Consider the following 16,022-nt stretch of genomic DNA (forward strand, 5'->3'; position numbering starts at 1 on the left):
TCAGGTTAAAATCTTCCTAACTCCCAACCATAAGTTAAGCTGAAGAACCAACCGTTAAAGTCAACATCACTTTGGGTCGAGTCTCCAAAGGTATATCCTGCTTGCAAATTCAGATTACTGATATTGGATAAACGGTAATTGAGACTTGTAAATAAACGATGATATTGGTCATCGCGATCGCGTTCGGTAAAATCTGCTCGATAGTATTGGTAATTCAGACCGACCTGTAAAGGAGATTGGGGATAGTAATTTAGTCCGAGAAAGAGAGTATTAATGATGCGATCGCGATTTGCTGGGGGGTCAGTAAAGCTTGCTCTCAGTTCATAGTAACTATCGAATATCCATTGGGAAGAGAGGGGATCGCGTCTACCGATGGATACATGCCATGAATGTTCGTTTAAAAACCTGTCTCCAGCCTGGAAATTAGCCTGTTCCCCACTGCGGGAATAAAATAATTGTTGATTACTCCAACCAAATTCACCATACATCCGGCGATTAAAGCGATAAAAAATATCCGCACTTACACGGAATTGGTTGTAATTAAATTCAGACTGGTTTATGTACCTAATTAAATTTCCTCCTACCGAACCGCTCAAAAAGGTACGGGAACCTAGGGGAATAGGAGTAGTTACGAATCTTAATCCACCATAAATCAATCCATCATCAATTCTATCAATTCGAGACGAAAATAAGTTATCTGTTTGAAAATAACTGACATGTCCGAAAAAATAACCAAACGGTTCCGGAGGTCTGCGGGGGGATGGAGGTGGTTGCTGCTCTAAGGGGGGGACAAAATCTGGACTTTCCCGTACCAGCAAATCACCTAATTCCCGATTCGGTCGGAGATTCCTTCGATTTTCCAGTATTTTCAATAGTCTAGCCCGTCGTTGTTCATAACTGGGAGAAACCGGTTCTGATAAACGCTGCTCAATCTGTTGGGGGGAAGGGGTAGGAATTTCGCTTGGTTGAGCATCTAATTGGGGGGGTTCCCTGGATGGTTCTGTTCTTGGAGATAGGGGTTCGGGAACAGATGATGGAGAGGGTTGTGCTTGATTACTTAATTCTAAATCTGGAGAATCGGACGCAAACTCCACCTGTGCCAAGAAATGCTGGGATAGGGTGACAGAAGCATTCAAATCTAAACCCGGATTTATATTAGAAATGATGACAGCATCAGACTCAAAATTCCTATCTAAGGACTGATTCCCCTTTACCTCCCTAGGTGAAATTATCATAGACGATGTTGTCAATGATATGTTATCCCAGTTATGAACGACAAAATTATCAGGATTTTGTAAACCAGGGAACCTATCATCCCTAAACTTAGTCAACCCTGATGGGTATGCTAATTGCTTGATCGATGGTGGGGGAAAGTGGTCGGTAGAATCTTTAAATTGTGGTTGCTCTTGATGTTTGAAAACATGGGATTTCTCGGTTGGACTTAGGGACAAAGCAGCTACCCGTACATTAGTTGCATCTAGGTAACTGATTAAACCACAAGAAGTTAAAATAATCCCAGAAAAGCTGATTTTCCAAGGTTTTGATGGCATTGTTGGGCTTTTTTAGGCAATGGAGACCTGAACAATCGAGCAAAAGTTCCAGTATCAGCCTTTCACTTTATCACACTACCGAGGCAATCAAGCACAACTTAGAGTACGGCAGATGATGTAAAACAAGCTACCAAGGCAATAGGGAATAATGTCCGCTTGTACTGAATTTTTGTCTTTTATCAACGAATTGAGTTAGTATTTATATTTTGAAGCTTTAATAAAAATTACGCAAATTTACGTACAAAAAACTGCTATAAATATATAGAAACGTTATAGAGACAGATTCTATCCGTGGCTGAATTGTAGAAAAGAGGTTTCGAGGCAGCTAGCTATGCAGCGTAAAGTACTCCCGTTATTGGTAATCAGCTTGTCTGGGTTGGCTTGGCTGCCAATCCCCACAAAAGCGATCGCATCCACACCCCTAACCCGTGCGATAGTCCAGGACATCTACAATTTGGTGCAATTAATGCCCCAAAATCGCCCTAAACGGCAAGCGCGTCGCGCAGATGCGATGATTCCTGGAGACGGACTCTCAACAGGACGCTCCTCCCTAGCCCAACTGCGATTTAATGACGGTTCCCTAGCGCGGGTTGGCGAACAAGCCGTATTTCGATTTTTACCACAAACCCGTAACTTTCGCCTCAGTAACGGAACCGTATTATTACTGATTCCTCCGGGTAGGGGGACAACCAGAGTGCGCACACCTAGCGCTGCTGCTGCCGTTCGTGGTTCAGCCTTGTTTTTACGCTACGATGAAAAAACCGATACAACCATTGTGGGAGCCTTAACCAACAGTGGAATCGAAGTATTTGACAAGGATGAAGCAAACAGCCATGTCCTCAAAGCAGGACAGATGATGTTAGTCGTCAAGGGTAAGTTAAAAGGACTCTATGACTTCGATTTGCGACAATTTTACGAAACCAGCGATTTGGTCAGGGGATTAGAACTTAACAATACAAATCCCACAATTGCTACCGATGCTGCACTTGATAGCGTTAGAGTAGAAACTACCGAAGCATTAAACCAACAAAAACCCGTAACAGGAGAAGGGGTAATCACAAACCCCACCTTTGCGCAATTAAGTACAGATACCTCCACAGCATCAACAACCCCCAGTAACAACAATCAAGACTCTACCATCACCAGTAAACCGGATAGTTCCGATTCCATCGACCCAGCAAACCGTAGACAAAGTAGAAGAGTCAGAGAGACCCCTGTTAATAATCCACCTGTTAATCAAACACCCATTAATCAACCACCAACCCCATCTGAACCACCCGTTAACCAACCACCCACTAGTCAACCAGAATCACCCACCCAACCACCCGTTAATCCACCAACCCAACCAGAATCACCTACCCAACCACCAATTAGTCAACCACCAAGCAGTCAACCACCCATTAACCCACCAACCAAACCAGAATCACCTGTCAATCCACCACCCAGCAGTCAACCACCCATTAACCCACCAACCAAACCAGAATCACCCGTTAATCCACCACCCAGCAGTCAACCACCCGTTAATCCACCAACCAAACCAGAATCACCCGTTAATCCACCAACCCAACCAGAATCACCTGTCAATCCACCACCAAGTAGTCCACCACCACCAATTAACCAACCCCCAAGCAGTCAACCACCACCTGTCAATCCACCACCAAGCAGTCAACCACCAGTTAATCCACCAACCCAATCAGAATCACTCACCCGACCACCAGTTAACCAACAACCAATTGAACGACCCGTTCCCCAACCTCAACCAGAATCACCTTCGAGAGAGCAACCCGACAGCAGACCTCCAGGTAGATTGGAACCACCCAATAGCAGACCAGAGGAAAATCTGAATAATTCGGGAGCATCTAGAACGGGCTATTAGGTGGTTTGTTAGTGCTTACGAAATACTCGTCCTCAAAGTCGGGTTTTTGAGAGAGGTCTTGATTCCGCCAAAAAACTCGACTTTTCATTATTCATTAATAATTGATTTGGGTGTTTTGTTGACGGTAGAACTGGGGGATGAGGAAAAATTCTGAAACGTAGAGACGCGGATCGACCGTAGGATAAAAAGTTAGACCCGCAGCGGATCGACTTGCTTACGTAGCAATCTCAAACACCTGATTTCTCTTCACAAGTGCGTAAGTCATAAGGTAGTCATTTTTAACATTTGATTTTTTTTCACTTGAATTATCGTTTTTTGATTTACAAATAAATTTCTTTTAAAAACCCAACTTCTAATTTTCGAGAGAATTCAGAAAATTCAGGTTCTATGGTTGCTGATGTTGGTAATTCATGAGGAAATATTAACTAAAGATTACCGTTATTCGACTACAAATCAAAACATAAACTTTGCGGAAACAAAATTTTGCCTATACTATAATGGCTAGATGTGTAAATTTTTTTTAAGTTTTGGTGTAAATACCATGAAAAATCTAGCTATCGGCACTTTTATCTTGGCTACGTCCCTAAATTTGTTTGCTTTTCCGGTCAGTGGAGCGATAAATCAAAGTACTTTAAATATTCAAGTTGATGGATTTAGAAATAAACGCGGACAGGTTTGTTTAAGTCTATTTGCTAGTAGTAAAGGTTTTCCTGATAGCAAAGCAAATGCAGTGAAAGCGAAATGCGTACAAATTTCTGAGACACCAATGGTAATAACTTTAAATAATCTCAAGGCAGGAAATTATGCAGTGGCACTTTTTCATGATGCTAATGGTGACGGTCAATTAAACCGTAATAGTCTCGGAATACCAACCGAAGAATTTGGTTTTTCTCAAAATCCTGCTGTAATTACGGGTGTACCAAGATTCTCTGATTCTGCTGTTTTAGTTGCTGGTTTGACCAATATTCAAATTCGACTGAGAAATCTATTGGGTTAGTCTATTTTGGATTTTGGATTTGACTCTAAGAGGTTGCTTAAAAAGTCATTTTTAGTACTTGAATTATCGTTTTTGGGAATGGGAAGAGACGCGACACGTCGCGTCTGTACTCTCGAAGGAAAAATCTGCTTTATAACCCCATGTCCAGAGTCAGGACGATAGTCAAAATAGTGATAATTAATACTTGGCAAACATCCTCTAATGACTTACACAACGACAACGGGTCATTGCAACCGAAGCGTAGTTTAGGGAAGCGATCGCAATATCTTGGTGGTTACTATTTGGGATTTTGCTCTAATGACTTACACAACGACAACGGGTAATTGCGACCGAAGCGTAATCTAGAGACGCGATCGCAATATCTTGGCGATTACTATTTTGGATTTTGCTCTAATGACTCTAAATCTGATGAGATTATAGAGACGTTATCAGTTACCAAATAAGTATTTTTTGCATAATCATCCGATGGGATTGTTAACTGTTAACAGTCAACAGTTAACAGTTAACACCATTCAAAGATGCAAATTGAATTGGGAACAACTTATATAACGTCTCTACGTACCCGAAAATTTACTTAAACTGCTGAAAAATAAACCTTCGACTTCACGGGATCGGGGTTCATAGTTTTGTCTCCCGGTTGCCAACCCGCAGGACAAACTTCATCGGGATGGGATTGTACGTATTGAATCGCTTGTAGTGTCCGTAATGTCTCGTCAACGCTACGACCAAAGGCAAGGTTGTTGATTGTCGCGTGCTGAATTATACCATCTTTATCGATGATAAATAATCCCCGCAGAGCGATTCCTGCTGCTGGATCAAGGACATTGTAAGCTGCACTAACTTCTTTTTTGATATCGGAAACTAGGGGGTAGTTCAAATCACCGACACCACCGCTTTTACGGTCGGTTTGAATCCACGCGAGGTGGGAAAATTCACTGTCAACGGATACACCAAGAATTTCTGTGTTAAGTTTTTTAAATTCTTCGTAGCGATCGCTAAATGCGGTGATTTCTGTGGGACAAACGAAGGTAAAGTCTAAGGGGTAGAAAAATAAAACCACGTATTTACCGCGATAGTCGGACAGTTTAATGGTTTTAAATTCTTGGTCTACTACCGCAGTTGCGGTAAAGTCAGGTGCTGATTGTCCAACACGGAGACATCCTTCCATATCTATACTCTCCTAACGATATCTATTTTTCTCAGTTTGGCTGTTAATTTTGATCTTTTTGTTGATCTTATTCACCAAAACTGTGATGTTTTTGATTAAGAACTGTTACAACTATATCATACTCATAACGATTGTGAGTAGCGCATGAATAATTTAGAAAACTTAGACACCAGGGAATGGTTGCTGACGAATGGGTTAGGTGGCTTTGCGAGCGGTACTGTCAGCGATGTGAGAACACGGACGTATCACGGTTGGTTATTTGCGGCGAAAAATCCGCCTTCGGGTCGGGTGTTGTTGTTGTCCCATTTACAAGCGAGTTTAGAGTTACCGGGACGAACAATTAGTTTAGGGTCAAATTATTGGGGGACGGGGGAAATTGAAGCCGATGGACAGCAATATTTACGTGAATTTGTCACCAACCCCTCTCCTCGGTGGATTTGGGGGGAAGATGATTGGAGTTTGAGTCGCAGTTTCATATTGCCAAATATGCGCGACCATCCCCACCAGGGACAAAGATTGCTGGTGCAATATTGTTATGAGGGGGTGACAGGGGGAGTTTTGTATTTGCGGGTGTTGATTGCTGACCGTGATTTTCATCACCAACAACTACAAGTGGAGCAGTTGCGATTTTCCCAGCTACAAACCGACCATCAGGTAGCTTTTCAGGCGATTAATGGGGGAAAATTTGGTACACCTTGGTACTTACGCTGGAGTCAAGGAGAATACCATGCAGACGGGATATGGTATTGGAATTACGGTTTATTAGCAGAAACAGAGCGGGGATTAGGCGATCGCGAACATTTATATAGTCCGGGCTATTTGTCGGTAGAATTAGAGCCGGGGGATAAGATCACTTTGGAGGCCAGGGTGGGCATACCAGTGGATACAAATCAAACTTTAAGTCATGATGTATTTACGGATGCCTTAGAAACAGAGCAAAATCGCCTAGAGGGAATATTTCCTGGTTCCCATTCCCGTCTCTGGTCAGATTTGCTGCGGGCTAGTGACCAATTTATCGTTTATCGTGCTTCCATCGCTGGTACATCGGTGATTGCAGGCTATCACTGGTTCAATGATTGGGGACGAGATACCCTAATTGCCCTACCGGGATTAACCTTAACCACCCAAAGATATGACTTGGCAAAAGGATTATTGCGTACCTTTGCCCGTTATTGTCGTTATGGGTTGATTCCCAACGGTTTTCCCGATGAGGATAACGAACCGTTTTATAACAGTATTGATGCAGCTTTGTGGTGGGTTGAAAGTTTAGGTTTATACCTACAAGCCACCCGCGACTGGGATTTTTTACTAGAACAATATCCGACATTTCTGCAAATTTATAAAGCATTCGTCGGTGGAACCCGTTACCACATCCAAGTCGATTCCACCGACGGATTAGTTAGTTGGGATAATCGCGGCTTTGCTTTGACTTGGATGGACGCGGTAGTTGATGGTCAACCCGTCACCCCCAGATGGGGTAAACCAGTGGAAATAAATGCTTTATGGTATTCAGTTTTGTGTTGGGCTAGTCGTTGGGCTGAAATTTTAAGCGAATACGACCACCCAGAAAACTCAGCCCGTTACGGTAAACAAGCTCGTCGTTATAGTCAACAAGCCGAACAGGTACGCATTTCCTTACAAAAATACTGGCATCCCCAAAAAAACTATTTATACGACACCATCGAACTAGATGACCGCCGCAACACCCAAATCCGTCCCAACGCAGTTATTGCCCTATCCCTAACCCACTGTGCCTTTCCCCATTCCCAAGCTCGGCAAATCCTGGAAGTAGCCCGTAACCACTTACTCACACCCTACGGATTGCGATCGCTCTCCCCCACAGACCCAGAATATATCGGTATCTACCAAGGCAACCCCAAACAACGCGATCGCGCCTACCATCAAGGGACCGTGTGGTGCTGGTTAATAGGTCCCTTTATCCGGTCTTGGCAACGATTTTACCCCCATCAACCCCTTCCTTTTGATTGGCAACCCTTAATCGATCATTTTTACCACAGCCAATGTATTGGCTCAATTTCCGAAATATTCGACGGTGATTTTCCCCACCACCCCAAAGGCGCGATCGCTCAAGCCTGGTCTGTCGCCGAAGTGATGCGACACCTGGAAGAGCAGGGGTAGTAGGAAAGCATCAAAGAAGGGGAAATTACGATATTCATATATCTCTAAGTATTTTAGTACTACAGGAATAGTATTTGATTTCTGTTGGCATAGGCTGGGCTGGTGCATCAAAACTCCATAGACTTGAAAAGTTTTTTCCTACTCCCTATCCTCAAAATCCCAGCAGATTCCCATATTAATCATTTTCCCTTCTCCCCTCCTGTCTCCGACCTATTCCCTTTTAACAATGTGGCAACCAGTAAAACTGTCACACCCACATTGTCGTCAATGTTGCTAACATTTAAGAATATAAGCAATATTTGTGACATCAATGAAGCCTAAATAAAGTTGAATATTTTGTGTAAAAAATTCATTAAAATTAAGTATATTCAACAATGGCAGAATTATTTAGGTAAAGAATTTAGAAGTTAAATAGAAGGAATTTACAAGGAATTCCGGAAATTAGGGGGCAGCCAAAGAAAACCTAAACAAAGAGTGACTAAGTATCCAGCTCATGACTCACCACATGATCGGTAAAGTGTTAAAAGGACGTTACCAAATCGTCCAAAGCCTAGGTGCAGGTGTATTTGGGCAAACATTCATCGCTGTCGATGTAGATAACCCTAAAAGTCCTAAATGTGTCATCAAGCAGTTGAAAGCAACTAGTCTTCAACCTAGCCATTTACAAACGCTGCGCCTGCGGTTTTTAACCGAGACTGAAACACTCAAACGACTAGGACATCATAGCCAAATACCGGAGTTAATTTCCTGTTTTGAAGAACACGAGCGTTTTTATTTGGTACAGGAATTTGTGGAGGGTCATGGTTTAAGTGCGGAATTGCCAATTAATTCCTGTAGTAATTACTTTTGGGGAGAGACTGAAGTCATCCAGTTTTTGATGGATGTTCTGACAACTTTGGAGTTTATCCATTCCCAAGGTGTGATTCACTGTGATATCAAACCGGAAAATTTAATTCGCCGTGTTAGTGACGGTAAACTGGTGCTGATTGATTTTGGCTCGATTCAACCGATGGATTTCACTTCCGAGACGGATTTACCCATTTATCGGATACCTGTCACCTCTTTAGGGTACATTCCTCCCGAACAATTCATCGGTCAAACCCGACCCTGTAGCGATATCTATGCAGTGGGGATGATTGCCATTCAAGCTCTGACTGGATTGACTCCTCTCCAACTCCAAGTCGATCCCCACACCAATGAAATTTTGTGGCGTAGTCGTGAGGTGGTAGTTAGTGATTATTTAGCAGCTGTTTTGAGTAAGATGACCCGCTATAACCACGAACAACGCTTCCAAACTGCGGGTGAAATTTTACAAATTCTCCAACAAATACCAGTAGAACCGCCAATTGAAACCCTCGATGCGGAATTTGTGGTTGTCGATCCCCAACGGCGCTCCCCAACCCAAGATTGGTACCCCTATCCTCCCCCATCTAAATCTGATACTGCCTCCCATTCGCCACTTTTAACGGGGATGCAAGTTGGTTTAATTGCGAACTCAGTGGTGATGGGTTTTGGAGTATATTCGCTGTTAAATAATACACCAGCCCACTCGGAAAATGATGTTTTGTACAAAGCGACAGAACAGTTTCAATCAGGAGATCTAGAAAATGCGATCGCCCTGGTAAAAACCATTCCGGCTTCGAGCAATGTATATCCAGAGGCACAGGCAACCATTGAATCCTGGGAAAAACAATGGCACCACGCAGCCGAAAAATACAAAATAGTTGAAAAAGCCTACCAGCAAGCAGAATGGTCAGAGGTTGTCCGGGTTGCAGCCCAACTACCAGATATTTTATACTGGCAAACCAAAGCTGATAAATTCGTAGAAACAGCCCAAGCCAAACTGACGGAGGAAACCAACGAGTTACTGGCTAAAGCTTACGAAAGAGCGGCAGAAAAAGACTTCAGTACCGCTTTAGAATATCTCCATCAAATTCCCCCAGCCAGTCCTGCGGCGGATACAGTCCAACGTAAATTAGCTGAATACAGCCAGAAACGTCACATCCGCGCCACCTATTTACTTCAGCGCGCCTATAACCATGCAGAAAAACAAGATTTTATCAATGCCCTTAAGTATTTAGAACAAATACCCCGTGATACACCAGTTTATGCCACTGCCCAAGCAAAATTAATTGAATACACTCAAAAACAACGTATTTTTGCCCAAGCTCAAACAAACCAAGCCAATTCTTCCCAATCAATTATTGATATTGCCCAGGATATAGCTGCTAAACAAAAAGCTACTTTTAATACTAGTAGATTTGTCCATACGCCCATTTCCACCAGCACAAGTTCCTTTATCAATAGTCAATCAGCCACCAAATTACAAGATTTACAAATAGAACAATTTTTACCAGAAGTGAATATTCGCTAAATTCCCACAAAACCCAAGGTCTAATTATTTGTATAATCTAGTCTATTTTGGGGAAAGTAGTGAAATACTGGATAGGGAATAGTTTCATTTTCCCAATTCCAAAATGGAAAATTTGAGCATTATTTTTGCCACGATTTGGCAGCTTCCTCGCTACCCTTTTATTGCTTCTGTCCTCTCGACCCCCATAAAAGACCCAGTAGCAGTTTTTCTGATTATCATGGCGATTATGTTGATCGCTCCGCTGTTATTTGAGAGGCTGCGTTTACCGGGAATTGTAGGGTTGATTATTGCGGGGGTGATTATTGGACCAAATGGTTTAGGTCTTTTAGCCAGGGATAACACAATTATTCTGTTGGGAACGGTTGGTTTGCTATTTCTCATGTTCATGGCTGGATTAGAAACCAGCCTAGATGACTTGAAATATAACGCCGATAAAGCCATCATTTTTGGGTTAGCCACCTTTACTGTACCGATGGTTCTGGGTACAGGGGCGATGATGCTACTAGGTTACAATTTATTGTCTTCGATTCTGGTGGCATCTTGTTTTGCTTCCCATACCCTTCTGGCTTTACCTGTTGCCAGTAAACTAGGAATCATGCGGACTCAAGTTGTAACTACAACTCTGGGGGGAACTTTAATTACCAACGTGTTAGCTTTGTTGGTATTAGCAGTAGTAGTTAGAGCTCACCAAGGCGACCTGAACCTGAATTTTTGGCTGTTTTTAATCCCATCTCTAGCGATTTACACCTTTGCAATTCTCTGGGGAGTACCAATAATCGGTCGATGGTTTTTCCGGCGATTTGGCCATGACGAAGGGGCTGAATTTATCTTTGTGGTGGCAACATTATTTGTCGCTTCCTATATTGCCCAATTAATCGAAATTGAACCAATTATCGGCGCATTTTTGGCGGGAATTGGTATTACCCAGCTAATACCCCAACTCAGTCCCCTAATGAATCGGATTCAGTTTATTGGTAATACTTTGTTTGTGCCATTTTTTCTGATTTCCGTGGGAATGCTAGTTAACCCCATGATTTTACTGCAAGAACGGCAATCCCTAATGGTTTCAGGGGTAATGATATCGGTGGCAATTATTGCTAAATTGATTCCTGCATGGGGTTCGGGAAGACTATTTGGATTTAATTTTGCCAACAGTATGGTCATGTTTGGTCTATCCGTTGCCCAAGCTGCCTCTACTTTAGCAGCTATCACCGTCGCCTACAAAATCGAATTGGTAGACCAATCAACGGTAAATGGAACTATTGCCATGATTTTAGTCACCTGTATTGCCTCCCCTTGGGTGACTAATCGCTGGGGTAGTAGATTAAAATCCCAACCGGAGAAACCATCTCAGTCTCAAAGTCAACAAAAATTTACGAAACATCAAGCCTATCAATTACCTCGCTATCGGATTGTTGTACCGGTTGCCAATCCGAATACGGAAGCCAATTTACTCCAGCTAGCTTTAATTTTAGTTAAAGCCACCAATGGAACTTTGCTGCCATTGCATATTATTGTTGATAATCAAGGGGAAATTCTGCCGGAGGCAAAAACCCAACAACAACAGCTATTAGATACGGCGGAAACTATAGCCCACGCAGCAGTAGCACAGGTGGAGCCGATTGGTCGCTTAGATGACTCGATTGATAAAGGTATCCTGCGAACTGCTTTTGAACACAACGCCAATTTAATTATCTGCGGTTGGAAGGGATTTTCCACCTATCGAGATAATTTTTTTGGTAGTGCCATTGATAATCTCATCCGTCGCAGTCCCATTCCAGTTCTGATTACCCGCTTTACCCATCCGATTAAAACAACTAAGCGGGTATTTTTACCAATTTTAGAAACTGATGTGAATTCGGTGACATTTATCAGAACTTTTGCGTTGACCAAAATTTTAGCCAATGAACTGAAAGCACCCCTACAATTTTTGCAAGTATCCCCATCCCAGGATATTGTTGCTGATTCCGGTATTCCAGAAATGATGGATATCCCCCAGCAAGTGATTCAAGGTAATTTTGTTCAGGGTATTTTAAAAATTGTTGAACCAGATGATTTGCTGATATTAACCAACAACGGTGATGCAACTATTCCCGGTCTTCCCATACTGGGGATAACCACCGAAGCACTTGCTCGTAATTCTAAACAGATTTCTTTAATTGTTTTCCACTTTCCCCGGCGAATTTCCCTTGATGAGGCTAGGGAATAGCTCAAACAAGGCGTAGTTCTTGTCAGGGGACACCACATCGAGCTGTCGGTGTCCCTGGAGATTTGGTAGTTTTCTTGACTTGGCTTGAGACCTGGAGGATTACCATCGCCACGCCAAGATTTTTTACTTCCATACCAAATTGAATTTAGGTAGTTGCTCGTAAAGCGGGCTGACTTTCTGTGCTAGATGTACCTGTTTTCGATGTTTGTGTAGCGGTGTCAACGGGTCTTAATTCGATGTGGTTGAGTAAGGTAGTAACGAATGCAAATAGCAAAAATGGTAACGACAATAAAACAATCAAACCTACTCCAGCCAAGGCATAGACGGGTCTGCGAGCTCCCATCAGAGCTAATGCAGTAGCCAAACTCACTGTAATTGTAATTAACCACACTATGATTTGACCGTAAATATCGCCAAAGGTAAGAGTGCAGACAAATTGGTATTTTTGCAGATTATTAATCATGGTTTTTAACCTATTCATGCCCTTGTTTCTACCTTAAAACCATGATCAGAAAATCAACAATTTCCCAAATAATTTACAATTATTCGTAATAAAACTTAAATTTTGGCTCATCAAAATGATTCAAATAATTAATTTGGATGCGGATACGAGTTATCCGCATCTCAAACGAGACGCTGGCAGAATGAATCAATCAGGAAAGCCAATCTGTGGGATGACTTAAACCATTGATTTACTCGTATCCGTCACTGTTGAGGATGCAGTTGGACACTCGAACTTGTAACCAACTCCACGAACAGTCTGAATTAAAGCTGGTTGGCTAGCATCCGCTTCAATTTTTTTGCGAATCTGCCCAATGTGTACATCTACGACCCGTTGATCGCCAACATACTCATAATCCCATACTTCCTGAATTAATTCAGCCCGTCGCCACACCCGACCTGGATGACTTGCTAGGAAATGTAACAAATCAAATTCCAAAGCAGTTAATAGTACTGGCGTGCTATTCAAGGTGACTTCGCGACGTACTGGATCAATCATCAATTTTTCAAAAACAAGGCGTTTTTGTTCTGCGGTGGTGACTACACGTTGACGTTTGAGGATAGCTGCAACTCGTACCTCTAACTCACCCAATCCGAATGGTTTAGTTAGATAATCATCCGCACCTTTGGAAAAGCCACGAATTTTATCTGCTTCATCCGCACGGCTAGTGAGCATCAGTACAAATACACCATTTCGACTTTGCATCTCTTGACAAAGATTAAAGCCGATGACATCGGGCAAATTGACATCAAGGATAACTAGATCCGGGTTAAATTGCTCGAATAGTGCTAATGCACTTTTTCCATCCTCAGCAGCTTCTACTTGGTAGCTTTGTTTGCTTAAAAAGCGCTGAATAAGATTCCGAACCGCAGGGTCGTCATCAACTACAAGAATCTTGGCGGGAGCCATGACCATCTCTTTGCACAAAAATTTATAGGATTAACAATTTGAATTGCGCGATCGCGCAGTATGGGCATAAATGGTTATGTAAGCATATACAAGGAGAAAATGCATATTCCCTGATTTTCTTTAAAGATTGTGTAATCAGTTTTCTCTATTGAGAGAATCACCGAAGATACAATCTTGAACGCACTTCTCAAACCATTTTTCAACTGTTTGCACCGCTACACTGAATAAATTAGTCGTACCTTAATTGTAAACTAAGATACTGTCTATTCCTGGTAGCTAGGTATTGCCCATCGATTGAGCTAAAAATCGATTTTAAAACTAGATGCCACAAACAATCTTAATGAAAATTTCGCAAAATCACCAATTAATTATGGACTAGGGAATGTTTTGCGGGTAGATTGGCAATAAAATGGGTATGAACTTCATAAAAATTAACCTTTTAATTATTCTTTGCTCAAATTCTAGAGTAAAGCCGGAAAAATTCAACGGCATGAGGGGATACACTGAGTTATGGCAATATGTTAAAGTAGCTATAGTTGGAACTACCAGTTCGATTACCTGGTCTGGTGTTAGCTTGCGGATTCAGATAGCGGACTAAGATAATCGATATTGATTTTTAGACCAGGTAAAATCAATAAACAGAACTTGTTTGATTTTTGCTGTATATAATCACCCGTTATTAAGGTTATTCTTATTTAATTCCCATGAGCGATCACAGTCCCTACGAAAAACTTGGGGTGTCAGAGGATGCTAGTTTCGACGAAATTCAAAGCGTTCGGAATCGTCTTTTGGAAAACTTTAGCGGCGATGCTAAAGAACGAGAGTCCATCGAAATGGCTTACGATGCGATTTTAATGGATCGATTGCGAATGCGTCAGGAAGGAAAAATTAAAGTACCTGAGCGAATCCGCTTTCCAGAAAAGTTAGTACAAACCCCTCCCCAAGAAACTAAACCAACCTTTGAAGGGAATCCCAGTTGGTTGCAAGGGGTGATGGACAAACCAAGTCTGATGGAGATTGTCTTACCACTGGCTTGCTATTCTGGTTTAAGTGCGTTTTGCCTATTTTATCCGAATAATCCCGGTCAATTTTTGCAGTTAGCATTAATTATTGGTTTTTGTGTCAGTACCTACTTCTTAAACCGTAAGGAAGGTCGATTTGGTCGAGCAGTATTGTTAAGCTTTATCGGTTTATGCACAGGCTTAATTAGTGGCACGTTATTGTCTTTTTTTATACCTGTCACCTTGCTGGAGCCGGTGAGTGTGGAGCAGTTTTCAACCGTAGTCACATTTATATTTATGTGGTTGTTTTCCAGCTTTCTGCGTTAATTTTGCCAAAAATTATGGGGATAGGGAGCTTTTCATCTCCCTATAAACTAGTACTCCATGTCATGGATTTTGATGGGTTAAAAAAGGCACGTATTAGCGCTTTAGTGCTTTGATATTAAAGCTTTTTTGGGGCTAGAGCCACAACTACAAACCCATCAGAACTAAAGACACAGACTACTACTAATAACTCACAGTTGAGTAGGAAAAAATTAATTCGACCGCACTGAGTAGATTGGGGACAATAAAGTCCGGTTGAAAAGATTCGAGTTGAGCGCGATCGCGGATTCCTGATTCAACGGCAATTACTTTTATATTATGGGTTTTTGCTGCCGCAATATCTGCTTCCGTATCTCCCACCATCCAGGTATCAACTGCGGGTGCTAATTGGGCTAAAGAACGACCCATTAGTAAGGGTTTATCATCGACATCGCGGGTTTTCACGTAATCGTCACTGAGACAAAAACGACGGTTTAGGGGGAAAAACTGTCCGAGGTCGTACTTCTGTAAAGCAAAATCCAACTCACTGGTGCGACGCATTGTCATCGTGGCGATATCAACACCTGTAAATACTAACTTCGATAATGCATCCACTGCCCCTGGAACTAGGGTATCGTATTCAAAGTAGGGATGGGTATGGACGGTTTTTTTGCGTAGTTGGGAAAAAGCCTGAGCTTGTTCTGAGGTTAATCCAGACATTTCCCCGATTTTGACCTCACTAACGCGATCGCGTTTTAGTTGCCAAAATTCTGGATAGGTAAGTATATTTATCTGTTGTTCTGGAAGGCGAGTTTGCTCTAAACAATACTGATAAACCCGATAGTAGCGTTGGGATACGTCTATAATTGGCCCGTCAAAATCTGTAAAAACTCTTAACATTTTTTAAAAATATGATATTAATTTTATTTACAGATTAACCTAAGCTACTATGGATAATGTTTTAAATAACTGATGAAAGGGTTAGGGAAAACTC

At 42.0% G+C, this 16,022-nt stretch carries 12 protein-coding genes; 7 read left to right on the plus strand and 5 right to left on the minus strand.

The window, feature by feature from the left end; all coding sequences use genetic code 11:
- Positions 1-5 precede the first annotated feature (5 nt).
- On the minus strand, positions 6-1,550 hold the full coding sequence (locus tag CDC37_RS20950; RefSeq protein WP_096624795.1) for a hypothetical protein: 1,545 nt from the start codon (positions 1,548-1,550) through the stop codon (positions 6-8).
- 331 nt (positions 1,551-1,881) lie between these two features.
- Here CDC37_RS20950 and CDC37_RS25605 point away from each other — a divergent pair, with 331 nt between their 5' ends.
- From CDC37_RS25605 to CDC37_RS24565, 3 genes are all read left to right on the plus strand, one after another.
- Positions 1,882-3,426: a FecR domain-containing protein gene (locus CDC37_RS25605; protein WP_096624797.1), complete on the plus strand. Its 1,545-nt coding sequence runs from the start codon at positions 1,882-1,884 to the stop codon at positions 3,424-3,426.
- 541 nt (positions 3,427-3,967) lie between these two features.
- Positions 3,968-4,423 carry a DUF2141 domain-containing protein gene (locus CDC37_RS20960; RefSeq protein WP_096626485.1) on the plus strand — a complete coding sequence of 152 codons (456 nt, stop codon included), beginning with the start codon at positions 3,968-3,970 and terminating at the stop codon, positions 4,421-4,423.
- Positions 4,424-4,563: 140 nt separating this feature from the next.
- Positions 4,564-4,746: a hypothetical protein gene (locus tag CDC37_RS24565; RefSeq protein WP_157780809.1), complete on the plus strand. Its 183-nt coding sequence runs from the start codon at positions 4,564-4,566 to the stop codon at positions 4,744-4,746.
- A gap of 251 nt (positions 4,747-4,997) precedes the next feature.
- Here CDC37_RS24565 and CDC37_RS20965 read toward each other — a convergent pair whose 3' ends face one another.
- Entirely contained in the window at positions 4,998-5,597 is a 600-nt protein-coding gene (locus CDC37_RS20965; protein ID WP_096624799.1) for a peroxiredoxin, read from the minus strand.
- A gap of 138 nt (positions 5,598-5,735) precedes the next feature.
- Here CDC37_RS20965 and CDC37_RS20970 point away from each other — a divergent pair, with 138 nt between their 5' ends.
- The 3 genes from CDC37_RS20970 (at position 5,736) to CDC37_RS20980 (ending at position 12,313) form a co-directional block, all read left to right on the plus strand.
- Positions 5,736-7,730, plus strand: a complete 1,995-nt coding sequence (locus CDC37_RS20970) for an amylo-alpha-1,6-glucosidase (RefSeq protein ID WP_096624801.1) — start codon at positions 5,736-5,738, stop codon at positions 7,728-7,730.
- Between the two features lie 493 nt (positions 7,731-8,223).
- On the plus strand, positions 8,224-10,104 hold the full coding sequence (locus CDC37_RS20975; RefSeq protein WP_096624803.1) for a protein kinase domain-containing protein: 1,881 nt from the start codon (positions 8,224-8,226) through the stop codon (positions 10,102-10,104).
- 103 nt (positions 10,105-10,207) lie between these two features.
- Positions 10,208-12,313: a cation:proton antiporter domain-containing protein gene (locus CDC37_RS20980; RefSeq protein WP_096624805.1), complete on the plus strand. Its 2,106-nt coding sequence runs from the start codon at positions 10,208-10,210 to the stop codon at positions 12,311-12,313.
- A gap of 145 nt (positions 12,314-12,458) precedes the next feature.
- On the opposite strand, the gene CDC37_RS20985 is transcribed toward CDC37_RS20980, so the two are convergent.
- Entirely contained in the window at positions 12,459-12,776 is a 318-nt protein-coding gene (locus tag CDC37_RS20985; RefSeq protein WP_096626488.1) for a hypothetical protein, read from the minus strand.
- 216 nt (positions 12,777-12,992) lie between these two features.
- The gene (locus CDC37_RS20990; RefSeq protein WP_096624807.1) at positions 12,993-13,724 is read right to left on the minus strand and encodes a response regulator transcription factor; all 732 of its coding nucleotides are present in this window, start codon (positions 13,722-13,724) and stop codon (positions 12,993-12,995) included.
- Between the two features lie 704 nt (positions 13,725-14,428).
- Between CDC37_RS20990 and CDC37_RS20995 the strand changes: the two genes are divergently transcribed.
- Complete coding sequence (locus tag CDC37_RS20995; protein WP_096624809.1) at positions 14,429-15,052, plus strand: CPP1-like family protein; 624 nt, start codon at positions 14,429-14,431, stop codon at positions 15,050-15,052.
- Between the two features lie 180 nt (positions 15,053-15,232).
- Here CDC37_RS20995 and CDC37_RS21000 read toward each other — a convergent pair whose 3' ends face one another.
- On the minus strand, positions 15,233-15,928 hold the full coding sequence (locus CDC37_RS21000) for an HAD family hydrolase (protein WP_096624811.1): 696 nt from the start codon (positions 15,926-15,928) through the stop codon (positions 15,233-15,235).
- Between the last annotated feature and the right edge of the window lie 94 nt (positions 15,929-16,022).

Origin of the sequence: Calothrix sp. NIES-3974 (assembly GCF_002368395.1) — a bacterium.
Classification (GTDB): Bacteria; Cyanobacteriota; Cyanobacteriia; order Cyanobacteriales; family Nostocaceae; genus NIES-3974.